Source organism: Streptomyces sp. NPDC015144 (assembly GCF_043079735.1).
GTDB lineage: Bacteria > Actinomycetota > Actinomycetes > Streptomycetales > Streptomycetaceae > Streptomyces.
Map to the genome: position 1 here is coordinate 207,590 of NZ_JBIBUU010000002.1, position 25,898 is coordinate 233,487.

A 25,898-nucleotide genomic window follows, 5' to 3' on the forward strand; every position below is an offset into this window, starting at 1 on the left:
GGGCGGTCGGGTCAGTCGGTGTCGGTCGTGGCGGCGAGGGCGGCGCGGAGGTGGCCGTCGGAGGCGGCCAGCAGCGTGGCGGCGGTCTCCCCGTCGACCTGGCCGAGGATGGTGAGGATGGCGTTCTTGACCTCGCCGTCGGTCGCGGCCAGGGCGGCCTCGATCTCGGCGTCGGAGGCCCCGGTGGCGAGCGAGACGATCCGGCGGGAGCGGGCGCGCAGCTTCTCGTTGGAGGCGCGGACGTCGACCATCAGGTTCCCGTACGTCTTGCCGAGCCGGATCATCGTGATCGTCGAGATCATGTTGAGGACGAGCTTCTGGGCCGTGCCCGCCTTGAGCCGGGTGGAGCCGGTGAGCAGCTCCGGGCCCACGACGACCTCGATGCCGTGCTCCGCCGCGGCGCCCAGCGCCGAGTCCGCGTTGCAGGACAGACCGATCGTCAGGGCGCCTTTGGCGCGGGCGTGCTCGACGGCGCCGATCGCGTACGGCGTGCGGCCGGAGGCGGAGATGCCGACCACGGTGTCGTCGGCAGTGAGGTGCAGCGCGTCCAGGTCGGCGGCGGCCAGTTCCTTGCTGTCCTCGGCGCCCTCGACGGCCTTGACCATGGCGCCGGGGCCGCCCGCGATCAGCCCGATGACCTCGGACGGGTCGGTGTTGAAGGTGGGCGGGCATTCGCTGGCGTCGAGCACGCCGAGCCGGCCGGCGGTACCCGCGCCCGCGTAGATCAGCCGGCCGCCGCGGGCCATGCGCGCCGCGGTGCCGTCGATGGCGGCGGCTATCTCGGGGAGCCGGGCGGCGACGGCGGTCGGTACGGACTGGTCCTCGCCGTTCATGATGCGGGCGATGTCGAGCGTGCCGAGGCGGTCGATCTCGGCGAGCTCCGGCCGGAACGCCTCGGTGGTGAGCGTCGCCAGCTCGGCGCGCAGCTCGCCGTATCCGCCGGCGGCGTCGGGGGAAGTGGTGGAGGTCATGGGGGGCGGCTCAGCTTTCTCGGTCTTCGTCTCGATCGGGTGCGAGCGGTTCGGTTGCGTGCGGTTCGGGAGTGCGTGGGTCGGGTGCGCGCGGTTCGGATGCGCGTGGAGCGGAAGCGCGGGGTGCGGTTCTGGTCCGTACGGCTTTACGGGTGCCCCGGTCCGTCGGGGCGGGCCCGGTCAGCGGGGGCGCGGGGTGTGGCGGTGGGCGAGTGCTTCGTAGGAGGCGGCGAGGGCTGGTGCGGCCGTCTCGTAGGTGCGCTGCGCGACACCTATGAACAGGCAGTCGACCACGAGGAGCTGGCTCGTGCGGCTCGACATGGCCGCAGGGCGCAGTTCGCTCTCCCGGGCGGTGGACGTGGTCAGTACGTGGTCGGCGTACTGCGTGACCGGGCCGTCGGGGCGGCCGGTGATCGCGACGGTCGTCGCACCCCGGTCGAAGGCGACCCGCAGCGGCTCGATCACGTCGCCCGTGGAGCCGGAGTGCGTGATCGCTATCGCCACGTCGCCCGAGCGCAGCTGGACGGCGTTGGTCACCGCGAGGTGCGGGTCCGTGTGCGCGTGTGCGATGAGGCCGATCCGGGCGAGCTTCTGCGCCAGGTCCTGGCCGACGAGCGAGGAGGCGCCGACCCCGTAGATGTCGATGCGGCGGGCGGTGGCGGCGGCGGCCACGGCGGCGCCGAGCTGCACCGTGTCGAGCCCGGCGGCCGTGTCGGCGAGGGTCTGCTGCTCGTCGTAGGCCAGCTTGGCGACCACGTCCGCGATCGGGTCGTCGACCGCTATGTCGGCGGTGACGGAGGGGGCCCGGCCGGACTGCTGGTGCGCGGCGAGCCCGGCGAGGGCCAGGCGCAGATCGCGGTAGCCGGGATAGCCGAGGAGACGGGCGGTGCGGACCACGGTGGCCTCGCTGGTGCCGGTGAGCTCGGCGAGACCGGTGACCGTGAGGGCGGCGCAGCCGGCCGGATCCCCGGCTACGGCCTCGGCGACGCGCTGCATCGAACGGGTCATGGACGGCGCGAGCGTACGTACCTTGGCCGCGAGGGCCGCCGGGGCGGGCGGGGACTCGGCGCTGAAACTTTCCTTCAGGTCATGGGTCACATTTGAAAGATATTTTCAACCCGGTTGGCCGTCAACCCCTCCTTTGGTCCCTGTTCCTTCGGCCGGTCGCCGGTCTGTCTGCTTCCGGCCGTACGGGCGGACCGTTCCCGGCCGTCCGGCGGTCCTGAGGGGCGGGTGCCGGGCGTTCCCGGCCGCGCGCGGGTCCGTGCCCGGCGGTCCGGGCCGCACGGGCGGGAGACAATGGGGCCATGGAGATGAATCCCTTGGAACAGGCCCTGCACACGGCCCGTGCGCTGGTCATGGCCGATCTCGCCGCCGGGGGCGTCGCCGAGGCCGGGATCGTCTCGCTGGTCGAGGACGCGGTGACGCACCGCCGCTGGTGGGTCGAGCAGTGGCCGGAGGGCGTCGAGTTCGTGGTCGGGCTGGTCGCCCAGGACGTGCAGGACGCCCTGCTCGAACGGTACGGACGCTGGCCGCTCTGCCCGGTCTGCGACGCGGGCGACCCGCACGCCCTCGACGTCGAACCCGAGCTGGGACCGGACCCGCACTGGGTGTGCGCCAAGGCCGCGGTGGCGGTGGCGCCGGTCGGTTCGCTGGCCGGGATACCGCGCCGGTGACCCTGTACATCGACCCGCCGCAGTGGCCGGGGCACGGCCGGTTCTGGTCGCACCTGGTCAGCGACGTGTCCTTCGAGGAGCTGCACGCCTTCGCGGCGTCCATCGGCTGCCCGCCCCGGGCCTTCGACCGGGACCACTACGACGTACCGGAGTCCCATTACGAGGACGCGGTACGGGCCGGGGCCCGGCAGATCGGCTCGAAGGAGCTGGTCCGCCGGATCACGGAGGCGGGGCTGCGCCGCCCCAAACGACGACCGGCCCCCGGCGCCTGACGGCGGAATCCGGGGACCGGCGCATGTGATGTACGCGGCGTGCACCGGCGCGCGTGCGAGGGGTGCGGGATCAGGGGCGTACCTCCGCGGCCGCCTCCACCGGCTCCGACACCGCGGCCGGAGCCCCCGTCACCCGGCGCGAGCGTCCGCCGCCCTGGAGCCGCAGCGCGATCACCACGGCCACCAGCGCCACCACCGTCATGGCGGCCCCCGCCCACGCCGTCGACGTGAAGCCGAAGTCGGCGTCGATCACCGCACCGCCCAGCCAGGGGCCGCCCGTGTTGCCCAGGTTGAACGCGGCGGTCGTCGTCGCCCCCGCCAGCGTCGGGGCGGCGCCCGCGACGTTGAACATCCGGGCGTTCAGAGCGGGAGCCGTGTAGAACGCCGAGACTCCCAGCAGGAACGCGAGCACGACCGCCGCGACCGGGCTCGACGCGAACAGCGCCAGCGCGACCAGGAAGACCGTCGAGGCGGCGATCCCGCTCATCAGCACCCCGAAGAGATGCGCGTCCGCGACCCGGCCGCCGATCGTCGTACCGATCAGCGCGCCGACGCCGAAGAGCGCGAGCACGGTCGGCACCCAGCCCGAGTCCAGCCCGGCGACGTCCGTCAGCAGCGGGGCCAGATAGCTGAACGCGCAGAAGACACCGCCCGCGGCGAGCGCCGTGATCACGATTGCCAGCCACACCTGCCGGTCCCGGTAGATGGCCATCTCCCGCTTCAGCCGGGGCTTCTGCTCCGGCAGCGGGATGCGCGGGATCAGCGTCGCCACCCCGACCAAGGCCACCGCGGAGGCCGCGCCGACCGCCCAGAACGCCGACCGCCAGCCGAGGTTCTCCCCGAGGAACGCGCCCAGCGGCACACCGAGCACATTGGCGATCGACAGACCGCCGATCATCACGGCCATCGCGCGGGCCCGCGCGTTCACCGGCACCATCGCGATGGCGACCGCCGCGCCCACCGCCCAGAACCCGGCGCAGGCGAACGCGCTCACCACCCGGGACGCGAACAGCACCTCGTACGTCGGGGCCAGCGCGCCCGCGACCTGGCCGAGCCCGAAGACGGTGATCAGGGTGATCAGGGTGGTGCGGCGGGGCAGCCGGAGCGTGGCGACGGCGAGCAGCGGGGCACCGATCACCATGCCGATCGCGAAGGCGGATATGAGGAGTCCGGCGCGCGGGATGGACACGTTCATGTCGTCGGCGATGGGCGGCAGCAGACCGGAGAGCATGAACTCACTGGTCCCCAGGGCGAAGACCGAGAGTCCCAGGATGTAGACGGCCAGGGGCATGCGGGAGCGTCGAGCGGCAGAGTCGGGCATGCCAGCAGACAACCGTGTCCGACGCCGTCAGATTCCCGGCGCTTGTCGGATTTACGTAGTTGTCATCTTCCGGTCGCCCGGCCCCGTTGCCGGCAGGCGGGCGAAGGGGCTCAGCCGTTCAGCAGCTCCAGCTCGGTCAGCAGGTTCCGCCGCGCCCGGGGCTCCCAGTGCTCCGCCCCGTAGGGCGTACGGAACAGCCTTGGCAGCCCGAGCAGTTGGCGGAGCACCGCCGCCCGCCCCTCCCGGAACGCCTCGTCGGGCACGAAGCCGTACTCCTCGCGCACCCGGGCCGCGTACGCCGCGTACTCCTCCGGGCCGGCCGCGAGCACCGCCAGGTCCGCGTCGCAGAGCACCTCCCCGTTCGCGTCGCCGTCCGCCGGGTCGTGGGTGACGGTCAGCCGGACGAGACGGGCGACCTCGGCCGTGACCCCGTCCGGCACTCCGGCCTCGGGGAGGGCACGCTCGGCCAGCGCGGCGCTGCGCTCCTCGTTCTCGGACCGGTCGGGCCGGTAGACCGCGTCGTGGAACCAGGCGGCGAGGCGCACCGCGTCCACGTCGGCCGCGTACGGGACGAGTGTGTCGATGTGGCCGAGCACGGCGACCAGGTGTGCGGTGGTGTGGTACTTCCGCTGTGGCTCGGCCCAGCGGGCCAGCAGGTTGTCGGCGTACGGGGCCGGGTCGGGGCCGGGGGCGCCGCCCCGCGCACCGACGAGCGCCGTCCGCCAGCGCTCACGGAGGGAGTCGTCGCGCCCCGCGCCGGGGGCACCGTTCGCACGGGAGCTGTCGGTCATGGCACCGACCCTAAGGGCTCGCCCCGCGCTACGTCCTGAGCGCGGCGGCGACGGGACGGTGGTCGCTGCCGGTGGCGGGGAGGGTCCAGGCGTCGGTGGGGGTGACGTCCCGGACGAGGATGTGGTCGACCCGGGCGATCGGGAAGGCCGCGGGCCAGCTGAAGCCGAAACCGCTGCCCGCCTCGTCCTCGACCGAGGTCAGCCGGGACATCAACGGGGCGAGGCGGCGGTCGGTGGTGGCGCCGTTGAGGTCGCCCAGCAGGAGGACCTTCCCCTGCCGCTCGTCGTCGAGCATGCGGTCGAGGGCGGTGAGGGCCGCGTCGCGCCGCCCGATCGTGAAGCCGGCGGCGCCGACGCGTACCGAGGGCAGGTGGACCACGTAGACGGCGAGCGGGCCGTTCGGCGCCTGGACCCGGGCGCGCAGGGAGCGGCTCCAGCCGGGGTCGATGGTGATACGGCGGGATTCGGCGAGGGGGTAGCGGCTCCACAGGGCGACGGTGCCGATGCGTACGGAGTGCGGGAGTCGGCGGTCCAGTACCTCGCGGTACGCGGGCAGCGCGTCGTCGGTGATCTCTTCCAGGGCGACCAGGTCGGGGTCGGCGGCCAGCAGCGTACGGGCGGTCGCGGTGGGGTCGGGATTGGCGGCGCCGACGTTGTGCGTGACCACGGTCAGATCCGGTTTTCCCCCGCTCCCCCCGCCGAGGAGCAGGGGTCCGAACACGCCGACCCACACGGCCCCGAGCAGAAGGGCGGCGACGACGGCCGGTACCGACCTGCGGAGCAGAGCGGTCAGGAGCAGCGCCGGAACGACCAGGCCGGTCCAGGGCAGCAGGGTTTCGAGCAGGCTGCCGAGGTTGCCCGGCCGGTTGGGCACGAGCGGGTGGCCGACCATCAGGAGCGCCGCCCCCGCCGCGACGGCGCTCGTGGTCCGGCCCGTACGGAGCACCGGGCCGTACCGGCGCGGGAGCCGCCCCGGCCGGTCCGGTCCCGGCCGGTCCGGGGCGTGCAGGTCCGGTGCGTGCACGGGGTCGGCCATCGACCCGGAGAGATCGGAGAGGTCGGTGGGACCGGAGAGGCCGGTGGGGTCGGAGAATCCGCCTCCGATGTACACATCCGGATAGGGGTCCTCGCGCAGATCGGCCATGACATGTCCTTCGGAAGCTAGGCAGCTCGGAAGCGCGGATGATCGGAAGCCCGGGGGCAGGGAGCGGCGCCGCACCGGTCAGCCGGCGGCGTCGGTCCGCGGTGTCGGGCAGTGGCCGCCAGGGCTGGTCAGCAGCTCGAAATGCCACATCTCGTTGTTGTAGACCTGGCACAGGCCGTAGTCGGCGCCGTTGCGGATGAGCCAGTCGTCGGCGTCGGTGGGGCCGATGTCGACGGCCTTCCCGGACACGTGGGTCGACTTCTCCGGGGTGTTCACGAACTGCCGCGCCTTCTTCTCGCTCCCGTACCTCTGGATGGCCTCGTCCAGCAGGCGCTGCTGGTGTTCCCTGCTGCGCCACCCCGAGGTGATCCGGAACTCGATGCCGTCCTCGCGGGCGTCCCGGGCCGCCTTCCGTACGGCCTCCAGGAGGTTCTCGTCCAGCCGGTCGATGGCCGGGGACCGGGTGTCGAAGGGGGTGAGGTCACGTTCCCGCGGGGTGTCGTCGTCGTCGGCGCTCCGCGGTGAGGCCCCTGCCGTCGCCGGGCCGCTCGGCCCCCGGTCCGCCGCCGCGACGGCCCGGGCGGCCGGTTCGCTCCGGGCCGTGACGCCGCATGCCGCCGCGAGCGCCAGCACCGCGACCGCGCACACCCCTGCCGCCGTCCGGACGGGGAAGCGGCGCGCCGCCGTGGCGGAAGGGCTCGCTGCCGGGTCGTCGTGCATGGTGGCCTCCGGAAATCTCGGTCGGGGCGGGCGGCGGGTGCCGCGGGCCGATGCACCGAGTGAAGAGCGGACCGTGTTGTGGGGCCGTCTCGATTTCCCCATACGTTTTCGATAGGTCCGGAGCGCTACGTTTTCGATGGGCCCGGCATGGTTCATGTGGGAGGTCCGGGTGCGAAGCAGAGCAGGAGAGGCCGTATGCGGGTGCTGATTGTCGAGGACGAGCTGTATCTCGCCGAGGCGGTGCAGGCGGGTCTGAGGCTCGAAGCCATCGCCTCCGACATCGCCGGGGACGGCGACGCCGCCCTGGAGCGCCTGGAAGTGAACGAGTACGACGTCGTCGTGCTCGACCGCGACATCCCGGGGACGCACGGCGACGACGTGTGCCGGGCCATCGTGGAACGGCGGCTGGGCTGCCGGGTGCTCATGCTGACCGCGGCGGGGCTCCTCGACCAGAAGGTCACCGGTTTCGAGATCGGTGCCGACGACTACCTGACGAAGCCCTTCGACCTGAAGGAGCTGGTCGTACGGTTGCGCTCACTGGCCCGCCGGCCCAAGGACAGCACGCCCCCGGTCATCGAGTGCGCCGGAATCCGGCTGGACCCGTTCCGGCGCGAGGTCTTCCGCGACGGCCGGTACGTGGCGCTCACCCGGAAGCAGTTCGCCGTCCTGGAGGTCCTGATGGCCGCGCGCGGCGGCGTCGTCAGCGCGGAGACGCTGCTGGAGCGGGCCTGGGACGAGAACGCCGACCCGTTCACCAACGCCGTCCGCATCACCATCTCCACCCTCCGCAAACGGCTCGGCGAACCCTCCGCCATCCAGACCGTGCCGGGCGTCGGCTACCGCATCGATGGGCCGACCGGGTCCGCCGGGTGAACCGCCGCACGGCACCCGGCCAGGAATCCGGGGAGACGGAGCGGGGCGCGTCGCGGACCGCGCGGCCGCGGCGGCTGACCGCCCGGATGAAACTCACCCTGACCTACGCGCTGTTCGTCCTCGGATCGGGGGCACTCAGCCTGATCATGGTCTACCTGGCCTTGCGCTTCCTGCCCAACTACCCGCTGACCGCGGTGAACCCGCAGGCCGCGTCCCTGGCCGCCCGGCCGGACATCCTTCAGGCCCTGTTCGTGGCCGCCGGCGTCACCCTGCTGCTCCTGGCGCTGCTCGGGCTCGGCGGCGGCTGGATCATCGCGGGCCGCGTCCTGCGCCCCCTCCAGGAGATCACCCGGGCGGCCGGGCGGGCCGCCGACGGCTCCCTGGACCACCGCATCGGACTCACCGGCCCGCGCGACGAGTTCACCGAACTCTCCGACACCTTCGACGACATGCTCGCCCGCCTCCAGAGGTCCTTCGAGGCCCAGCAGCGTTTCGCCGCCAACGCCTCGCACGAGCTGCGCACCCCGCTCGCCGTCAGCCGCACCATGCTCGACGTGGCCGCGGCCGACCCCGACGGCCAGGACTACCGACAGCTCGTCTCCCGGCTCAGTGAGACCAACCGGCGCGGCATCGAGATCACCGACGCCCTGCTGGAACTCTCCGCGCTCGACCACAACCCGCCCGCCACCCGGCGCCTCGACCTCGCCGACACCGCCCGGGGAGCCGTCGACGCCGTCCGCGAAGAGGCGGGGGCGCGGGGCGTCACCGTGACCACCGACATCCGCCCGGCCCCGGCCACCGGCAACGACGTCCTGCTGCGTCAGCTCGTCGTGAACCTGCTCCACAACGCCGTACGGCACAACCTGCCCACGGACGGAACGCTCACCCTGACGACCGGCCCCGACCCGGCGCGTCCCGGCCACGCCCTCCTGACCGTCGCCAACGCCGGACCGCCGGTGGCCGGGACGGTCGACCGGCTCACCGAACCGTTCCTGCGGGGCGGCGGGCGGGTGGCCGGGCCGGACCCGGGGCGGCGCGGTCACGGCCTCGGGCTGGCGATCGTCGCCAGCATCGTCCGCGCCCACCACGCGGACCTGACGCTGACCCCCAACCCCGGGGGAGGGCTCACCGTCCGGGTGTCGCTGCCGGGCCCGCCGCCCGACGACAAGGGCCCGTCCGGTCGCGCTCGGCCGGACGGGCCCTGAGGGGTGCGGGACACGTCGGCGGGACGGCGCCCCGAAGGGTGCCGTCCCGCCGACGTGCGCCGAGGCCGTCAGCTCCTCCCGGCCGCCGCCTTGAACCCCCGCAGCCGCAGCGAGTTGCCGACCACGAAGACCGAGGAGAACGCCATCGCGGCGCCCGCGATCATCGGGTTGAGCAGCCCGGCCGCCGCGAGCGGCAGCGCGGCCACGTTGTAGGCGAAGGCCCAGAACAGGTTGGTGCGGATGGTGCCGAGCGTCCGGCGCGACAGCCGGATGGCGTCGGCGGCGGACCGCAGGTCGCCGCGGACCAGCGTCAGGTCGCCCGCCTCGATCGCGGCGTCCGTACCCGTCCCCATCGCGAGGCCCAGATCGGCCTGGGCGAGGGCGGCGGCGTCGTTGACCCCGTCCCCGACCATGGCGACCGAACGCCCCTCGGCCTGGAGCTTCTTGACGACGTCGACCTTGTCCTCCGGCATGACCTCCGCGTACACCTTCTCGATCCCGACCTCGGCCGCGACCGACTCGGCCACCGCCCGGTTGTCACCGGTCAGCAGGATCGGGGTCAGCCCCAGGCCCCGCAGCCGCTCGATGGCCTCGGCGCTGGTGTCCTTCACCGCGTCGGCGACCTCCAGGACGGCTCGTGCCTCGCCGTCCCAGGCGACGGTGATGGCGGTCCGGCCGGCGGTCTCGGCGGCTGCCTTGAGTCGGGCGAGTTCCACGGGGAGGTGGATCTCCCACTGGGCGAGGAGTTGTTCGCGGCCGACGAGGACGGCGTGGCCGTCGACGATGCCCTGGACGCCGAGTCCGGGGACGTTGGCGAAGTCCTCGGGGGTGGGGAGGGTGGTGCCGGTGCGGTCGGTGGCTCCGGTGGCGACGGCCTGGGCGATGGGGTGTTCCGAGGAGTGTTCGAGGGCTCCGGCGAGGCGGAGGACTTCGTTCTCGGTGGTGGTGTCGGTGGTGTGGACGTCGAGGAGGGTCATGCGGCCGGTGGTGACGGTGCCGGTCTTGTCGAGGACGATGGTGTCGACGCGGCGGGTGGTCTCCAGGACTTCGGGGCCCTTGATGAGGATGCCGAGCTGGGCGCCGCGTCCGGTGCCGACCATGAGGGCGGTCGGGGTGGCGAGGCCCAGGGCGCAGGGGCAGGCGATGATCAGTACGGCCACGGCGGCGGTGAACGCGGCCGTCAGGCCCGCGCCGTTGCCCAGCCAGAAGCCGAGCGTGCCGAGCGCCAGCGCGATCACGACGGGGACGAAGACCGCGGAGATCCGGTCGGCGAGGCGCTGGGCCGCCGCCTTGCCGTTCTGGGCGTCCTCGACGAGCTTGGCCATCCGGGCGAGCTGGGTGTCGGCGCCGACCCGGGTCGCCTCGACGACGAGCCGGCCGCCCGCGTTGAGCGTGGCGCCGGTGACCGGGTCGCCGACACCGACCTCCACGGGTACGGACTCGCCGGTCAGCATGGAGGCGTCGACGGCCGAGGCGCCCTCGACGACGGTGCCGTCCGTGGCGATCTTCTCGCCGGGGCGGACCAGGAAGCGGTCGCCGACCTGGAGTTCGGCCGTCGGTACGGTCACCTCGCGGCCGCCGCGGATCACGGTGACCTCCTTAGCGCCGAGTTCGAGCAGCGCCTTGAGGGCCGCGCCCGCCTTCCGCTTGGAGCGGGCCTCGAAGTAGCGCCCGGCCAGGATGAACGCGGTGACCCCGGCGGCGGCCTCCAGGTAGATGTTCCCGGAGCCGTCGGTCCGGCCGATCGTCAGCTCGAACGGGTGCGTCATGCCGACCATGCCCGCCGTACCGAAGAACAGCGCCCACAGCGACCAGAGGAACGCGGCCGACGTACCGACCGAGATCAGCGTGTCCATCGTGGCCGCGCCGTGCCGGGCGTTGGTGAACGCGGCCTTGTGGAACGGCCAGGCGGCGTACGTGACGACCGGGGCGGTCAACGTCAGGGAGAGCCACTGCCAGTAGTCGAACTGGAGCGCCGGGATCATCGACATCGCGATCACCGGCACCGCGAGCGCGACGGCGGTCAGCAGCCGCTGGCGCAGCGGCCGCAGCTCGTCCGCCCCCGCCGTGTCGCCCTCGGCCGCGTCCGCCGCGGCGGTGGAGGCCGGGGGAGCGGGCTCCTGCGCGGTGTAGCCGGTCTTCTCGACGGTGGCGATCAGGTCCTGGACGGAGACGTCCTCGCCCCGGTAGCTGACCTTGGCCTTCTCGGTGGCGTAGTTGACGGTGGCGGTGACGCCGTCCATCCGGTTGAGCTTCTTCTCGATCCGGGCCGCGCAGGAGGCGCAGGTCATGCCGCCGATCGCGAGCTCGACCTCTGCGGCGGTGCCGGTGTCGGTGCCTGGTGTGGCGATGTGCGCGGACACGTTGTCCTCCCTGACCGTGACGTTGATACCCCTAGGGGGTATGCCCTGCTGACTCATGTATACCCCCCTCCCCTATAAAGCGCAAGGGTGGATATGCCGTGCGAGCCCGGAACGTGTGCGTTCGGTCACCGGATGTGCGGTCGAGCTCACGTATCTTCACCTGGCATTGAGGCTGCGCCCCTGGCCTACCGGCCCGTAGGGTGGACATTGGACTAGACCTATTGCTGTCTCCTGGAGGATTGGGATCCCATGAGCAACCGTGCAGTCCTGGAGGTGATCGCTCTCGACGCGGAGGACGCGGTCGCGGCCCAGGCGGGTGGTGCGGACCGGCTTGAGCTGGTCACCGACATGGCGGCGGACGGCCTGACCCCGTCCTGTGCGACCTTCGCGGAGATCCGGGCGGCGGTGGACATCCCGTTGCGGGTGATGCTCAGGGTGGCGGACGGCTTCGCGGCCGGTGACATCGAGGTGCTCGTGGCCAAGGCGCACGAGCTGCGCGCGGCGGGCGCCGAGGAGTTCGTCTTCGGCTTCCTCGACGACCAGGGGCGCCCGGACCTGGTCGCCGTCGAGCGGCTCATCGCCGAGCTGGACGGCTGCCCCTGGACCTTCCACCGGGCGATCGACCGGGCCGCCGACCGGGACGCGCTGCGCAAGCGCCTCGCGGACATGCCCGGCCTGGACACGTACCTCACCGCCGGCTCGGCGAAGGGCGTCGACGAGGGCATCCCGACCCTGCTGGCCGAGGCGGCCCGCAAGGGGCAGCCCGGCTACGAGCCGCAGATCCTGGTGGGCGGCGGCCTGCGCCTGGAACACCTCCCCGAGCTGCTGGCCGCCGGGATCGACGCCGTGCACATCGGCGGCGCCGCCCGCCCGCTCGGCTGGTCCGGCCCGGTGGACGCGGCAGCCGTACGCGAGTGGCGCACGGTCCTCGACGCGTAACGGGGGCGCGAGCGGGGGCGGGGAGCCCGGCCTCCCCGCCCCGCACGCTCAGGCGGCCGCGGGCGCCGACAGCTCGCCTGGCAGGTCCGCCGCGTGGACCACGGTCAGCCCCGACACCGCACGGGTCAGCGCCACGTACAGCCGGCGCAGCCCCGTCCGGGTGTCCGCCTCGCCGTCCACCACCGCGGCCGGCTCGTCCAGGACCACGTAGTCGTACTCCAGGCCCTTCGCCAGCGACGCGGGCACCAGCGTCAGGCGGGACGCGGCGGTCGTCTCCTCGCCCGGGGAGAGGTACGCGTGCCCCGCGGCCTCCAACGCCCGCGCCAGCGCCGGAATCCGGGCGTCCGCCGCGATCAGGCCGATCGACCCCTCCTGGGCCAGCGACTCCTCGCACGCCGCGACCACCGCCGCGTCCAGCCCGTCCGCGCCGTCCACCGCCCGCACCTCCAGCGAACCGGGCGACTCACGCACCGACTCCACCGCCGCCAGCCCCGGCGAGATCACCGGCAGCAGCCGGGAGGCGTACGCGATCACCTCGCGCGGCACACGGAACCCCGCCGTCAGCTCCTCCACCACCGCGTCCGGCTTCCCCAGATGGTGCAGCGCCTGCGCCCAACTCGCCGTCGACCACGGCGTCGTGCCCTGCGCCAGATCGCCCAGCACCGTCGCCGAACCGGTCGTGCAGCGCCGGCCCACCGCCCGGTACTGCATCGGCGACAGGTCCTGCGCCTCGTCGAGCACCACATGCCCCAGCGAGTGCGTCCGGGTCACCAGGTCGTTCGCCTCGTCGATCAGCACCGCGTCCGCCGCCGACCACTTCGCCGACTTCACGCTCCGCGCGGGCTTCGTCCACAGGATCGCCTTCTGCTCGTCCGCGTCGAGCAGCCCCTCGGCGTGCGCGGCCAGGAACTCCGCGTCGCCGAGCAGCCGCAGCACCAGCTTCGCCGGGTCCACGGCGGGCCAGACCGCCTTCACCGCCGCCTTCACCGCGGCGTTGCGGGCCACCGCGTTCTGCACCCGGTCGTCGGGGGCCTCGCCCGCCTCCTCCATCCGGACCAGCACGGCGTGCGCGATCCGCTGCGGCAGCGCCTCGTGCGCCGCCCCGTACCGCATGTCCCGGGCCAGCAGCTCCTCGACCATCTCGGCGATCTCGTACGCGGGCACCCGCCAGCGCCGCGAACCGCGCACCACCACGACGGGCTCCTCGGGCGGCGTCACATGCGAACGGATCGCCCGCCGCAGCACCTCCGCCATCCGGGCGTCGCCCTTGACGACCGCCGCCTCGGCCGTGTCCGTACCGCGAACCTCGATACCGGCGGGCGCCACCAGGTCGTCCACCGTCGACTGCTCCACCGCCAGCTCGCCGAGGGCGGGCAGCACCTGCTCGATGTACTGGAGGAAGGACCGGTTCGGCCCGATCACCAGCGTCCCGGTACGGGCCAGGCGCTCCCGGTGCGCGTACAGCAGGTACGCCACCCGGTGCAGGCCCACGGCCGTCTTCCCGGTACCGGGACCGCCCTGCACGCACACCGTCCCGCCGAGCCCGCTGCGGACGATCTCGTCCTGCTCGGGCTGGATCGTCGCGACGATGTCCCGCATCGGGCCCACGCGCGGACGCTCGATCTCCGCCTGGAGCAGCCGGCTGGTCTGCTCGGCCTCGCCCGGGTCGGTCAGGTGCTCGTCCTCGTACGCGGTCAGCTCGCCGCCGGTGTAGCCGAAGCGGCGGCGCTGCCCGACGTCCTGCGGGTCCTTGCGGGACGCCCGGTAGAAGGGCTGCGAGACGGGGGCGCGCCAGTCGATGACCATCGGGTCGCCGCCCGCGTCGTGCACATGGCGGCGGCCGATGTAGAACTGCTCGCCCTCCGCGCCTTCCGCCCGCTCCCCGCCGACCCGGTGCAGATAGTCCAGCCGGCCGAAGAAGAGCGGGGTGTGGGCGAGGTCGGCGAGGGACTTGATCCGTTCGTCGATCTGGGCCTGGAGGACGGCCGCGTTGACCCAGTTCGCGGTCACGTCGCGGATGTCGAGGGCCTGGGCGTCCTCACGCATCGCGCGCAACGCGGCGCGGGACGCGGCGAGATGGGCGCGCTCGCGGGCCAGCGGATCGGTGGTGCTGTCGTTCTCGAGTTCGTGCGCGGGCACGGTGTCGCCTCCGGCTTTTCAACGCAGGACGGCGGACCGCGCCGACCCGCTCACTGCGCGGGCCGTACGGTCCGCTGAGGGATCGATCACGGATACGCGCGACGGGCGCGCGTCGGGGTGTCGACCGGTTTCCGTCCGGTCGGCGGCGCTCCCCCGGCTGCCGGCGCGGGCCCTCGCGGGCCGCCGGTACCACGGTGCGGGAGGCGGGCAGACCGGCGATTGTATCGACCGGGCCGGGCCGGGGCCAACGCATTTCGACCGGAGCGCCACCGTCCCCCGCGGGCGCCCCGGCGGAGGCCGGTGCCCGGTCCCGCGATCCGTGCCGACCGGGGAACGGACGGCGTAGGGTGATCGAACTGCCGCCCGGACGATCCCACCCGCGCGGGAGCGGGGCCGCGTGGCCGCCGCCCCGTGCCGTGGACGATACGGATCCCCGGCTGTCGCGGCTCGGATCGTGTGACGGAGGCGAATGTGCTGATTGATGTCGCGGACGTGGAAGCCGCAGCCGAGCGGATCACCGGGCACGTGATACGGACCCCCACGGTGCCGAGCCCCGGCCTGTCCGCGTTCCTGGGCGCGGACGTCACCGTGAAACTGGAACTCCTCCAGCGCACCGGCTCCTTCAAGGCCCGGGGGGCGACGGCCAAGCTGCTGGCGCTGGGTGAGGCGGAGCGCGCCGCCGGGGTCGTGGCGGTGAGCGGCGGCAACCACGGCATCGCGACCGCGGTCATGGCCGGAGCGCTGGGCATCGAAGCGACCGTCGTCATGCCGCGGTCCGCTCCGGGCCGCGCCGTGGCCGTCGCGGAGGCCGCGGGGGCGAGCGTCGTCCTCGCCGACACCATGGACGAGGCGTTCGCCCTCCTGGACGATTTTCGGACCAAGGGACTCACCCCGGTCCATCCCTTCGACGACCCCGTCGTCGTCGCCGCCCAGGGCACGGTCGGCCTGGAATTCGCGGAGGACGCCGGGGAACTCACCGACGTACTCGTCAGCATCGGCGGCGGGGGACTGATCTCCGGGGTCGCCGCCGCGCTGCACGCGCGCCGCCCCGGGGTACGGATCTGGGGCGTGGAGACCGAGGGCGCGCGAGCGATGTCGGAGGCCCTGGTGTCCGGCGGGCCGGTGCCGGTCGAACTCTCCTCGATCGTTTCGACACTGAGCGCTCCCAGTGCCTCACAGCTCACCTACGAGCACGTCTCGGCGCTGGTCACGGACGTGCTCACGGTGACGGACGCCGAGGCCGTGCGGGGCACCCTCGATCTGGCCGACCACGCGAAGGTCTGGGCCGAGCCCGCCGCCGGATGCCTGCTGCCCGCGGCGCGCCGGGTCCTGGAGCGCGTCGGTGAGGACGCCCGGATCGGCCTGGTGGTGTGCGGCGGCAACGCGACGACCGACGATGTGACCACCTGGGCCGGCCGCTTCGGGCTGCGCTGAACACCACCCCGCCACGGCACGGCGCTCCGCAGTCGCCGGAGCGCCGTGGGGCGGGCGCGTACGCCGTTTGTGGGTCAGCCCCGTAGGGGACGGGGTGGAGGCGGGTGCACCCAGGGGCCTACCTGGGAAGCCGCCGAATTCCACCCCCGGGCCGATACCCCTATCGGCCCCGGCGCAGCACCATGGAACACATGAGCACCGTCAGCCTGAACCCTCGCAGGACCGGCCCCGCGCACGGCGCGACCGCGGCCACCGGTCACCTCCGTACCCACCGCGTCGGCGACGCGGTACGCGCCGTCAAGGTCTTCGTCCGCGCCGCCTTCGACGTGGTCGTCCTCGGTGAGTACGCCGACGAGACCGACCCCCGGCACCACGGCAGAGAGACCGGCCGCCACCACCACGCCCGCTGAGCCGCGGGCTCAGCCCTCGGCCAGCAGCTCGTCCGCGTCGACGATCCGGTACGCGTACCCCTGCTCGGCCAGGAAACGCTGGCGGTGTGCCGCGAAGTCCTGGTCGACCGTGTCGCGCGCGACCACCGAGTAGAACCGCGCCTCGTGCCCGTCCGCCTTCGGCCGCAGCACCCGGCCCAGCCGCTGCGCCTCCTCCTGGCGGGAGCCGAACGTGCCGGAAACCTGGATGGCCACGGTCGCTTCGGGCAGGTCGATCGAGAAGTTCGCGACCTTCGACACCACCAGCACGCTGATCTCACCGGACCGGAACGCGTCGAAGAGCTTCTCGCGCTGGGCGTTGCTCGTCTCGCCCTTGATCACCGGGGCGTCCAGATGCTCGCCCAACTCGTCGAGCTGGTCGATGTACTGCCCGATGACCAGGGTCTGCTCGCCGCGGTGCCGCCGCACCAGCGCCTCGGTCACCTTCCGCTTCGTCGCTGTCGTCGCGCAGTACCGGTACTTCTCCTCGGTCTCGGCGGTCGCGTACGCGAGACGCTCGGAGTCCGTCAGATTGACCCGCACCTCGACGCAGTCGGCCGGTGCGATGTAACCCTGCGCCTCGATCTCCTTCCACGGGGCGTCGAACCGCTTCGGCCCGATCAGCGAGAAGACGTCCGACTCGCGGCCGTCCTCGCGCACCAGCGTCGCGGTCAGGCCGAGCCGCCGCCGCGCCTGGAGGTCGGCGGTGAACTTGAAGACCGGAGCGGGCAGCAGATGCACCTCGTCGTAGATCACCAGCCCCCAGTCCCGGGAGTCGAACAGCTCCAGGTGCGGATAGATCCCCTTCCTGCGGGTCGTCAGCACCTGGTACGTGGCGATCGTGACCGGCCGGATCTCCTTGCGGGTCCCGCTGTACTCGCCGATCTCGTCCTCGGTCAGCGAGGTCCGCTTCACCAGCTCGTGCTTCCACTGCCGGGCCGAGACCGTGTTCGTCACCAGGATCAGCGTGGTCGCCTTGGCCTGCGCCATCGCACCCGCCCCGACCAGCGTCTTCCCCGCCCCACAGGGCAGTACGACGACACCCGAGCCGCCGTGCCAGAAGCCCTCCACGGCCTGCCGCTGGTACGGCCGCAGCGACCAGCCGTCCTCGGCCAGCTCGATCGCGTGCGCCTCGCCGTCGACGTAACCGGCGAGGTCCTCGGCGGGCCAGCCCAGTTTCAGCAGCGTCTGCTTGATCTGCCCGCGCTCGGAGGGGTGCACCGCCACGGTGTCCGGGTCGATCCGCGCCCCCACCAGCGGCTGCACCTTCTTCGAGCGCAGCACCTCCTCCAGCACCGGCCGGTCGGTCGAGGTCAGCACCAGCCCGTGCACCGGGTGCTTGGAGAGGGTGAGGCGGCCGTACCGGGCCATCGTCTCGGCGATGTCGACGAGCAGCGCGTGCGGCACCGGGTAGCGCGAGTACTGCACGAGGGCGTCGACGACCTGCTCGGCGTCGTGCCCGGCGGCCCGCGCGTTCCACAGCCCGAGCGGGGTCAGCCGGTAGGTGTGGATGTGCTCCGGCGCCCGCTCCAGCTCGGCGAACGGGGCGATGGCCCGGCGGCAGGCGTCGGCCTGGTCGTGGTCGACTTCGAGGAGCAGCGTCTTGTCGCTCTGGACGATGAGGGGTCCGGTCACGCGCGTCGGCCCTTTCTACGGGGTGCGGCCAGGGATGAGGCCAAACGTCCAGTGTGCCGCATCGGAGCGGAAACGGGCCCGGCGTACGGTCCGGAGCCCTGCCCGGGGCCGGTCCTCGAAGAAACTTCTGAAAGATGTCCGCGGGGATGTCGAGAACCCGGACCCGGCTCCGTCCCCGGGACGAACGCGACCACACCCGGCCGCACCGACGAGGAGAGACACCATGGCCAAGTACCTGATGCTGAAGCACTACCGGGGCGCCCCGGACGCGGTCAACTGCGTACCGATGGACCAGTGGACCCCGGAGGAGATCGCGGCGCACATCCAGTACATGAACGACTTCGCGGCCCGGCTGGAGAAGACCGGCGAGTTCGTCGAGGGCCTGGCGCTCGCCCCCGAGGGGGAGTGGGTCCGGTACGACGGAGAGGGGCGCCCGCCCGTCACCGACGGACCGTTCGCCGAGACCAAGGACCTGATCGCCGGCTGGATGGTCATCGACGTCGACAGCCACGAGCGCGCCGTCGAACTGGCCGGGGAACTGTCCGCCGCGCCCGGCGCGGGCGGCCGGCCGATCCACGAGTGGCTGGAACTGCGTCCGCTCCTGACCGAGCCGCCGACCATCACGGAGTGACCCCACCCATGGACGAGGCGCTGATCCGCGGCCTCACCCCCGGCGTGCTCGCGATCCTCGTCCGCCGCGGAGCCGACTTCGCGGCGGCCGAGGACGCCGTGCAGGACGCGCTGGTCGAGGCGGTCCGCGTCTGGCCCGACGCACCGCCCCGCGACCCGAAGGGCTGGCTGGTCACCGTCGCCTGGCGGCGCTTCCTCGACGCGGTACGGGCGGACACCGCCCGCCGCAGACGCGAGGACCTCGTCGACGAGGAACCGTCGGCCGGGCCCGCGCCCTCGGCCGACGACACCCTCCAGCTCTACTTCCTGTGCGCCCATCCGTCGCTGACGCCCTCGTCCGCGGTGGCGCTCACCCTGCGCGCCGTCGGCGGGCTCACCACCCGGCAGATCGCCCGCGCCTATCTGGTGCCCGAGGCGACGATGGCGCAGCGCATCAGCCGGGCCAAGCGCACCGTGTCCGGGGTGCGGTTCGACCGGCCCGGCGACGTCGCCACCGTGCTGCGCGTCCTCTACCTGGTCTTCAACGAGGGCTACTCCGGCGACATCGACCTGGCCGCCGAGGCCATCCGGCTCACCCGGCAGCTCGCGGCCCGGGTCGACCACCCGGAGGCGGCGGGGCTGCTCGCCCTGATGCTGCTCCACCACGCCCGGCGCGCCGCCCGGACCACCCCGGACGGCAGCCTGGTGCCGCTGGCCGAGCAGGACCGGAGCCGATGGGACACCGGGGCGATCGCCGAGGGCATCGCGATCCTCCAGGGCGCCCTCGCCCGGGACCGGCTGGGCGAGTACCAGGCCCAGGCCGCCGTCGCGGCCCTGCACGCCGACGCGCCGAGCGCCGGTGAGACGGACTGGCCGCAGATCGTCGAGTGGTACGACGAGCTGGTCCGTCTGACCGGCAGCCCGGTCGTCCGGCTCAACCGCGCGGTGGCCGTCGGCGAGGCGGACGGGCCGCACGCCGGACTGGCCGCCCTCGCGGAACTGGACGCCGACCTGCCCCGCCACACCGCCGCCGCGGCCTACCTCCACGAGCGCGCCGGCGACCGGGAGACCGCGGCCCGGCTGTACGCCGAGGCCGCCCACCGGGCGACCAACCTCGCCGAACGCGACCACCTGACCCGCCGGGCGGCCCACCTCAACGCCCGCCGCCCTCGCTGACGCGACACGGCTGGAGGAACGCCGGAGGAAGAAGAAGGCGAAGAGCAGAAGGCGAAGACAGAGGACGAAGACAGAGGACGAAGGCAGAAGGCGAAGAGCAGAAGGCGATGACAGAAGGCGAAGTGAGTTACGCGAACAGAAGGAGTGACAACTTGGTGCAATGTCGTTTCGCCGACAGTAAGGTCGAATACTGACGGGAAAGCCTGTCTGACGACATCGTCCAATGCGGGGAGGAGTCGCCATGTTGCTTCGGTTCCAGGTTGCGAACCACGCTTCGCTCCGGGAGGAGCAGGAGCTGTCGCTCGTCGTGGGCGACCATCACCCGGAGCGTGCCGAGGTGAGGCTGTCGGACGACGTGAGTGCGGTTCCCGTCGTCGCCGTGTACGGGACCAACGCCTCCGGCAAGTCGAATCTGCTCGACGCGCTGGGCTGGATGCGTTCGGCGGTGCTGTCGTCGTTCCGGCACTGGGATCCGAGCGGCGGAGTCCCGCGGCGGCCGTTCGCCCTTCGGCGGGACGCCTCCGCGCACCCCAGCTCCTTCGCCGTGGACTTCGTCGTGGCGGGAGTGCGTCACCAGTTCGGCTTCTCGACCGACGACGACCGGGTGACCGAGGAGTGGCTCTACTACTACCCCGAAGGCCGACAGCGGCGTTTCTACGAGCGTGACGCCGAGGGGCAGGTCGTCTTCGGGCGCTGGCTCACCGGGCGGCGCAAGCTGATCGCCGAGCTGCTGAGGCCCAACAGCCTCTACCTGTCGGTGGCGGCGGCCCAGGGGCACGAGCAGTTGGGGGCGGTGTTCCGCTGGTTCGGATCCGGTCTGCGGATGGCGACGGACCGGGACTTCCCGCAGCGCCTCGATCACACCGTGCGGCTCTGCCTCGCGGAGGACGGAGAGCCGGCGGCGGAATCCGCGATGGCGCTGCTCCGCTTCGCGGACCTCGGCGTCTCCGGCCTGGAGATCAAGGAGTGGGACGAGGCGGCGCGGGAGGACCACGAGCGGATCACCCGGGCGATCAGGGACGTCCTGGGGGAGAAGGTCCGCATCCAGCAGGACCAGAAGCGGCGTGTGCGGGTGGATCACCGTACGGCGGACGGGGTCTTCCCCCTCGACCTCGCCTACGAGTCGAGCGGGACGCGTACCTGGATCGGGCTGATCGGCCCGGTGATCACCACGTTGATGGAGGGCGGGGTGCTCTGCGTGGACGAACTCGACGCACGCCTGCACCCTTACCTCGTGGACGCCCTGGTGGGCATGTTCCAGTCGCCCGAGACCAATGTCACCGGAGCCCAGCTGGTGTTCAGCACGCACGAAGCGGCTCTGCTCGGGCGGAACGTCCGGACCGAGCTCTTCAGGGACCAGGTGTGGTTCACGGAGAAGGACCCCGAGACACTGGCGACGCGACTTTTCCCCCTGACCGAGTTCTCCGTGCGCGGCTCGGCCGACAATCTGGAGAAGCGGTATCTGGGCGGACGCTACGGGGCGGTGCCGCATCTGGACGACGATGTGCTGCGGGACATGACGGCGGCGCTGCGGTACGGGGGTGGACGTGAAGCGGGGGAAGCCGCTACGGCGGACGAAGGGCGTGCGCCCGGAGCAGCGTAGGTTCCTGATCTACTGCGAGGGGGAGCGCACGGAGGTCCAGTACTTCCGGGGGCTGAAAGCCGAACTGCGTACCCTCCCGCTGGCCATCTGCCTCGGCAAGGAGCACGGCGAGCCGAAATCACTCGTGCGCGCGGCCATCGAGCACAAGAAGCGGGCACCCCACTCGCCGGACGACCGGTACACGGCGTACGACGAGGTCTGGTGCGTGATCGACGTCGAAGCACCCGTTCCGCACGAGGGGCTCGCGGAAGCCCTGGACCTGGCCCGGCGCAACGGCGTCGAGGTGGCGCTCACCAACCCCTGCTTCGAGCTCTGGCTCCTGCTCCACTTCCAGGACGTGTCCGGATACCGCACGTCGGCCGACGCGCAGCGGGCGTTGGAGAAGCTCGGTACCTGTGGTTACGCGGCCGGTCGCAAGCATCTGGCGTACGAGAGTCTGAGCGGCCGGCACGTGGGAGCGGAGGAGCGCGCGGCGGCGTTGCGCCGACGGGCGAAGGGGTACACGGACAACCCGTGGACGGACGTGGACCGGCTGGTGGGGCTGCTGAGGGCGGCGCGGCACGGCACCGGTGCACGGGGCTGACGTCGTCCGCCGCCGTGGGGCTCCCCGGGGAAACCGGCCGTGTCAGGCCGTCAGGTCGTGAGGTCGTCACGAGGTCGCGCCGTAACGCCGTAACGCCGTAACGCCGTCACATCGTCACGCCGTGGCGTCGTCCGCGAGTTCGGCGACGCCGGTGATGCGGTGGAGGGGGAAGGTGCGGATCTCGTCGGCGGTGTGGTCGTACGCGGTGACGAAGCCGCCTTCGACGCGGACCGGGGCGATGACCCGCTGGCTGGCGGCGCCGTCCGCGTTCACGTAGCCGATCCAGAGCGCCGAGCCGGTCAGTACGGCGGCCTGGACGGTGGCGAGGGTCTCCGCGGAGGTGGTGCGGGGCAGGGCGCCGGGGGTGGCGGGGGATTCCGGGGTGTCCTTGCGGGCGACCGTGGCGGCCGTGTCCCCGGCGCGGATGGCCCGGACCGCCGCGTCGAGCAGGGTGGCGTCCGGTACCGGCGGGCCCTCGGGCACCGGGGCCGGGGCGGTGCGGGGCGGGGTGCGGCGGGTACCGGCGCGGGTGATCAGGACATCGCCCTCGGCGGACTCCGCGGCCGGGGCGTACCCCATCTCGCGCAACCCGTCGAGCAGTGAGGCCGGGTCGGCCTGCGCGGCCAGGACCGTCGGGGCGAGGCGGCGCAGCCGCAGCGTGGCGGAGCGCTTGTCGGCGAGGATCTCGTTCAGTACGGCCTCGTCGTCGCAGCGCACGTACGAGGAGGCGGCGCCGATCCGCAGGTGGCCGTGGCGGCGGGCGATGTCGTCGATGAGGTAGCTGAGCGGCTGCGGTACGGGCGTACGGCTGTGGGTGGCGAGGAAGGCGTGCAGGTCGGCCGCGGACTGCCCGGCGTCCAGGGCGCGGCGCACCGAGCCGGGGGTGAAGCGGTAGACCGTCGCGCCGCCCTTCGACTCGATCTCGGCGAGGACGGAGAGCGCCTCGGCCAGCGGGCGTTCCAGCGGTCCGGGGGCGACGGCCGTCAGGTCGGCCTGGAGCAGTACGTGGTCGAGCGGTTCGGGCAGGAGCGGGGCGAGGCGCGCGGCGGCTTCGGCGGGGCCGTCGTCCAGCAGGGCCCGGGTGGGGGCGGCGAGCGCGCCCCGGCCGGTGATGCCGAGCAGTTCCGACTCGTCGAGCGTCCACAGGGCGACCCGGGACCGCAGGTCGGCGGTGCCGCCGTCGGAGGCGGAGGAGGCGGAGGAGGCAGAGGAAACGGAGGAGGCGGGGGCGGAGGCGGCGCCGCGCAGCGGGCGTTCCCAGCGGAGCCGGGCGAGGACGGTCTCCGGGGCGGGCGCGGTGCCGGGCTCCAGCCCGGCGAGGAGGGCGAGGACCCGGCGGCGGACCTCGGGGGCGGCGGAGCGGTCGAGCCCCGGCCCGAGCGCGGCCATCGTCCGCCCCTTGGCGTCCTGGCCGCCGACGAGTCCGGGGACGCGGGTGGCGGCCAGCCAGGCGGTGGCCAGTTCCGCCCAGCGTTCCTGGGCGGGCAGGGCGGCCCAGTCGTCGTACGCGGGCGTCGGCGCGTACCGTTCGTCGGCCTCGCCGTCGGAGGCCAACAGCCCTGCCGAGTAAGCCAGTTCGGCCCAGAAGGCGGCGGTCCGTTCGGGGACGTCCAGGGTGGTGGCGGTCCGTTTCAGCTCGCGGACGCTGAGCCCGCCGGCCCGCAGTATCGGCGGTCCGCCGCCGTCCCAGCTCTTCACCAGCTCCTCGACGGTGCTCACCGCGAGGAACGCCTGGGCGGCCGCAGCGTTGTCCACAGCCTGTGGATCGCGGTGGGTGGCGGCCGTCACGACGGGCGGCTCCGGTTCCGGCACCCGGTGGGCGCGTCCGGCCCGCAGGTGCAGGGCGGCCTCGCGGGGGAGCACCACCGTGCGGGCCGACACCGGCAGCAGCAGTCCCCGGTCGCGCAGCCAGGTCACCGGCGGGGCGGGGTTCGGGGTGACCTCCCCGTACGGTGGCCCCCACACCAGCCGGTCCAGCACGGCCAGGGACTCGGCCGGGGCGGTGTCGAGCAGCGCGCCCATCGCGGCCCGGTCGGTGAAGAGCCCGGTCAGGGCCTGCACGGCGGAGACCGGGTCATGGGTGGCGGGCAGCCCGGCGGCGGCCAGGATCTCCTGGAGGCGGCCCGGGGACATGCCGGAGGTCGCCTCGGCGACGGTCGGCCCGAGACCGGTGGGGGAGGGGTGCTGCGGGGACGGGGAGAGGAGTTCGCGCGCCGTACGGACCAGCCGCAGCCGGTCGTCATCGCCCCAGACCAGGGCCTGTTCACGCAGGGTGGCCAGAGCGCGGGGGAGGGCGCGGGCGATCGTCCCGGCGGTGGCCACGGTGGCCGCCCCGGGGCCCGGGGCGCGCGCAGCAGCCTGGCGCCGGGCGCGCCCAGGAGACTGGCCGGCGGAGCGTTCAGCGGCCCGGCCTGGTTCGCCACCCGGCGCGTCGCCCGGTTCGTAGTCCTCGGCGTCGCCCGGTTCGCCGTCCGGTGTGTCGCCGGTGAGCAGGGCGAGCAGGGTCGCGTACGGGACGGGCTCGGCGGCCACCGCGAGCGCCTCGGCGGTCTGGAGGGCGAACCGGTCCAGCCGTTCCAGCGCGCGGACGACGGAGGCGCGGGTACCGGCCCGGGTCGCGAGCTGGGTGATGTCGCCCGGCACCGGGTTGAGCAGGTCGGGGCGGGCCCGCAGCAGTGCGGCCAGCGACGCGTCGTCCCGGGCGCGGAGCGCTTCGGCGAGCGTCCGTGGTGGTGTGATCGTCCCCATCCGCCCCACGGTAGCCGCTCCGGACGGGCCCGAGGGCGCTACCTTCGGTGCAGGCTTCAGGAGGGGACGCGTACGTGGGCATCGAGAGCGACCAGCTGGTCTACGACTATCTGAGCCGGGTCGGGGACCTGGCACAGCAGCGCCAGATGTCCTCCGCGGACCGGATGAAGCTGGTCGCGGGGCTCCGGGGCGAGATCGACCGGCAGCGCGGGAAGGCGTCCGGGGACAGCCCGGCGGCGGTCCGCCGCATCATCGGTCGCCTCGGCTCCCCGGACGAACTGGTGGCCGCCGCGGCCTCGACCCGCGGCGCGTCCCCCGACGACAGCGGCGGGCCGGGACACCCCGAGGCCCCAGCAGCCCCATCAGCCTCATCAGCCCCAGAATCCCAGGTGGTCCCGGAGCCCCGCCCCGCCGTGCCCCGCCCCCGCCGGGGGCTGTTCCGCAAGAACATCCCCGACAACACCCCCGGGAGCGCCTCCGAGGACGTGCCCGGGAACACCCTCGCGGACGTGCCCGCCCCGGCGACGGGCCCCGGTGCGCCGCCGGAGCCGATGACCGACGAGGGCCCCCTGCCGCCGCACCGGGCCGGTACGGACGAGCTGGGGCCCTCCCGGGGCGAGCCCGACTGGTGGCGTGTCGATCCGGTGCCGTTCGGCCGGGGCGTCGACGTACCCGGGTTCAGTGGCGGGGTGGAGATCCCGGCCATGTTCCGCCAGCCGCTCGCGCCCTCCGAACCCGGCGCGGAAGCGGCGGAGCAGGACGCGGAGAACGTGGAGGAGACGGGGGAGGAGCCCGGGGAGGAAGCGGGGACCGGGGGCGACGGGCGGCCCGCCGGGAAGTCGCGCCGCCTACTGCGGCTCGTCCGCCGCGCCCCGCGCGAGGAGCGGGAGGGCGGCCGCCGTATCACCCACCCGTTGCTCTTCCTCGCGGCGGTGATCCTGGTGGCGGGCGCCGTGACCGGTTCCTGGCTGGCCCTGGGCGGCGGCTGGCTCCTCGCGTACAGCTCGCGCACGCTCTCCCGCGCGGAGGCGAAGTGGGCCGCGATGGGGCTGCCGGGCACGGTCGCGGCGGGCGCGCTGCTCTGGCTGTGGGGCCGGACCGAGGGCCGCTGGGGCGAGCCCGTCGCGGCCGGGCAGCTCAACGCCGCGATCGACGAGACCTGGCCGTGGGCGGTCCGGGGAGCGGCCGTCGCCTCCGCGCTCTACCTGATCTGGCGCGCGCGGAGGCCACGGTCGTAGCGGCGGGAGGCGCGGGACCCCGGCCGACCG

The 25,898-nt window shown here is 73.4% G+C and carries 22 protein-coding genes; 12 read left to right on the forward strand and 10 right to left on the reverse strand.

Annotation, left to right across the window (positions count from 1 at the left end; all coding sequences use genetic code 11):
• Window positions 1-11 precede the first annotated feature (11 nt).
• Both murQ and ACF08W_RS05000 read right to left on the reverse strand, forming a co-directional pair.
• Entirely contained in the window at window positions 12-971 is a 960-nt protein-coding gene (murQ, locus tag ACF08W_RS04995) for an N-acetylmuramic acid 6-phosphate etherase (RefSeq protein ID WP_385207429.1), read from the reverse strand.
• A gap of 180 nt (window positions 972-1,151) precedes the next feature.
• Window positions 1,152-2,069 carry a MurR/RpiR family transcriptional regulator gene (locus ACF08W_RS05000; RefSeq protein ID WP_366298363.1) on the reverse strand — a complete coding sequence of 306 codons (918 nt, stop codon included), beginning with the start codon at window positions 2,067-2,069 and terminating at the stop codon, window positions 1,152-1,154.
• A 209-nt stretch (window positions 2,070-2,278) separates the two neighbouring features.
• On the opposite strand from ACF08W_RS05000, the gene ACF08W_RS05005 reads away from it, so the two are divergent.
• Together ACF08W_RS05005 and ACF08W_RS05010 are read left to right on the forward strand one after the other, a co-directional pair.
• Complete coding sequence (locus ACF08W_RS05005) at window positions 2,279-2,647, forward strand: hypothetical protein (protein ID WP_352280064.1); 369 nt, start codon at window positions 2,279-2,281, stop codon at window positions 2,645-2,647.
• Window positions 2,644-2,919 (forward strand): DUF4031 domain-containing protein, encoded by a 276-nt coding sequence (locus ACF08W_RS05010; RefSeq protein WP_352280065.1) that lies wholly within the window; start codon window positions 2,644-2,646, stop codon window positions 2,917-2,919. Before ACF08W_RS05005 ends, ACF08W_RS05010 begins: the two co-directional genes overlap by 4 nt.
• 70 nt (window positions 2,920-2,989) lie before the next feature.
• Here the strand turns inward: ACF08W_RS05010 and ACF08W_RS05015 are convergent, their stop codons facing one another.
• The 4 genes from ACF08W_RS05015 to ACF08W_RS05030 all read right to left on the reverse strand — a co-directional run bounded on the left by ACF08W_RS05015 (window position 2,990) and on the right by ACF08W_RS05030 (window position 6,895).
• Complete coding sequence (locus ACF08W_RS05015; RefSeq protein WP_385207630.1) at window positions 2,990-4,210, reverse strand: Cmx/CmrA family chloramphenicol efflux MFS transporter; 1,221 nt, start codon at window positions 4,208-4,210, stop codon at window positions 2,990-2,992.
• Window positions 4,211-4,350: 140 nt separating this feature from the next.
• A complete protein-coding gene (locus tag ACF08W_RS05020) occupies window positions 4,351-5,031 on the reverse strand; it encodes a hypothetical protein (protein ID WP_392278448.1) in 681 nt (226 codons plus the stop codon).
• A gap of 28 nt (window positions 5,032-5,059) precedes the next feature.
• Complete coding sequence (locus ACF08W_RS05025; protein WP_392278643.1) at window positions 5,060-6,067, reverse strand: endonuclease/exonuclease/phosphatase family protein; 1,008 nt, start codon at window positions 6,065-6,067, stop codon at window positions 5,060-5,062.
• 186 nt (window positions 6,068-6,253) lie between these two features.
• On the reverse strand, window positions 6,254-6,895 hold the full coding sequence (locus ACF08W_RS05030) for a M15 family metallopeptidase (RefSeq protein ID WP_392278449.1): 642 nt from the start codon (window positions 6,893-6,895) through the stop codon (window positions 6,254-6,256).
• A 195-nt stretch (window positions 6,896-7,090) separates the two neighbouring features.
• On the opposite strand from ACF08W_RS05030, the gene ACF08W_RS05035 reads away from it, so the two are divergent.
• Together ACF08W_RS05035 and ACF08W_RS05040 are read left to right on the forward strand one after the other, a co-directional pair.
• Window positions 7,091-7,768 (forward strand): response regulator transcription factor, encoded by a 678-nt coding sequence (locus tag ACF08W_RS05035; protein ID WP_385207414.1) that lies wholly within the window; start codon window positions 7,091-7,093, stop codon window positions 7,766-7,768.
• Window positions 7,765-8,973, forward strand: coding sequence for a sensor histidine kinase (locus tag ACF08W_RS05040; RefSeq protein ID WP_392278450.1), 1,209 nt, complete (start codon window positions 7,765-7,767; stop codon window positions 8,971-8,973). Before ACF08W_RS05035 ends, ACF08W_RS05040 begins: the two co-directional genes overlap by 4 nt.
• Window positions 8,974-9,041: 68 nt before the next feature.
• Here the strand turns inward: ACF08W_RS05040 and ACF08W_RS05045 are convergent, their stop codons facing one another.
• Entirely contained in the window at window positions 9,042-11,336 is a 2,295-nt protein-coding gene (locus ACF08W_RS05045; protein WP_385207408.1) for a heavy metal translocating P-type ATPase, read from the reverse strand.
• A gap of 249 nt (window positions 11,337-11,585) precedes the next feature.
• On the opposite strand from ACF08W_RS05045, the gene ACF08W_RS05050 reads away from it, so the two are divergent.
• Window positions 11,586-12,275 (forward strand): copper homeostasis protein CutC, encoded by a 690-nt coding sequence (locus ACF08W_RS05050; RefSeq protein ID WP_352278032.1) that lies wholly within the window; start codon window positions 11,586-11,588, stop codon window positions 12,273-12,275.
• Window positions 12,276-12,323: 48 nt separating this feature from the next.
• Here ACF08W_RS05050 and ACF08W_RS05055 read toward each other — a convergent pair whose 3' ends face one another.
• Complete coding sequence (locus tag ACF08W_RS05055; RefSeq protein ID WP_385207405.1) at window positions 12,324-14,414, reverse strand: HelD family protein; 2,091 nt, start codon at window positions 14,412-14,414, stop codon at window positions 12,324-12,326.
• 474 nt (window positions 14,415-14,888) lie between these two features.
• On the opposite strand from ACF08W_RS05055, the gene ACF08W_RS05060 reads away from it, so the two are divergent.
• The gene (locus ACF08W_RS05060; protein WP_392278644.1) at window positions 14,889-15,848 is read left to right on the forward strand and encodes a threonine/serine dehydratase; all 960 of its coding nucleotides are present in this window, start codon (window positions 14,889-14,891) and stop codon (window positions 15,846-15,848) included.
• 191 nt (window positions 15,849-16,039) lie between these two features.
• Window positions 16,040-16,258, forward strand: coding sequence for a hypothetical protein (locus ACF08W_RS05065; protein WP_385207402.1), 219 nt, complete (start codon window positions 16,040-16,042; stop codon window positions 16,256-16,258).
• A 9-nt stretch (window positions 16,259-16,267) separates the two neighbouring features.
• Here ACF08W_RS05065 and ACF08W_RS05070 read toward each other — a convergent pair whose 3' ends face one another.
• Window positions 16,268-17,911, reverse strand: coding sequence for a DNA repair helicase XPB (locus ACF08W_RS05070; protein ID WP_385207400.1), 1,644 nt, complete (start codon window positions 17,909-17,911; stop codon window positions 16,268-16,270).
• Between the two features lie 223 nt (window positions 17,912-18,134).
• On the opposite strand from ACF08W_RS05070, the gene ACF08W_RS05075 reads away from it, so the two are divergent.
• From ACF08W_RS05075 to ACF08W_RS05090, 4 genes are all read left to right on the forward strand, one after another.
• Window positions 18,135-18,542, forward strand: coding sequence for a YciI family protein (locus ACF08W_RS05075; RefSeq protein ID WP_385207397.1), 408 nt, complete (start codon window positions 18,135-18,137; stop codon window positions 18,540-18,542).
• 8 nt (window positions 18,543-18,550) lie between these two features.
• Window positions 18,551-19,696 (forward strand): RNA polymerase sigma factor, encoded by a 1,146-nt coding sequence (locus ACF08W_RS05080; RefSeq protein ID WP_385207624.1) that lies wholly within the window; start codon window positions 18,551-18,553, stop codon window positions 19,694-19,696.
• Window positions 19,697-19,937: 241 nt separating this feature from the next.
• Window positions 19,938-21,299, forward strand: a complete 1,362-nt coding sequence (locus tag ACF08W_RS05085) for an ATP/GTP-binding protein (RefSeq protein WP_392278451.1) — start codon at window positions 19,938-19,940, stop codon at window positions 21,297-21,299.
• Window positions 21,280-21,882, forward strand: a complete 603-nt coding sequence (locus tag ACF08W_RS05090; RefSeq protein ID WP_392278452.1) for an RloB family protein — start codon at window positions 21,280-21,282, stop codon at window positions 21,880-21,882. Before ACF08W_RS05085 ends, ACF08W_RS05090 begins: the two co-directional genes overlap by 20 nt.
• Window positions 21,883-21,996: 114 nt before the next feature.
• Here ACF08W_RS05090 and ACF08W_RS05095 read toward each other — a convergent pair whose 3' ends face one another.
• Window positions 21,997-24,630: a helicase-associated domain-containing protein gene (locus ACF08W_RS05095; protein ID WP_392278453.1), complete on the reverse strand. Its 2,634-nt coding sequence runs from the start codon at window positions 24,628-24,630 to the stop codon at window positions 21,997-21,999.
• A gap of 74 nt (window positions 24,631-24,704) precedes the next feature.
• On the opposite strand from ACF08W_RS05095, the gene ACF08W_RS05100 reads away from it, so the two are divergent.
• Entirely contained in the window at window positions 24,705-25,868 is a 1,164-nt protein-coding gene (locus ACF08W_RS05100; RefSeq protein ID WP_392278454.1) for a hypothetical protein, read from the forward strand.
• The last annotated feature ends 30 nt before the right edge of the window (window positions 25,869-25,898 follow it).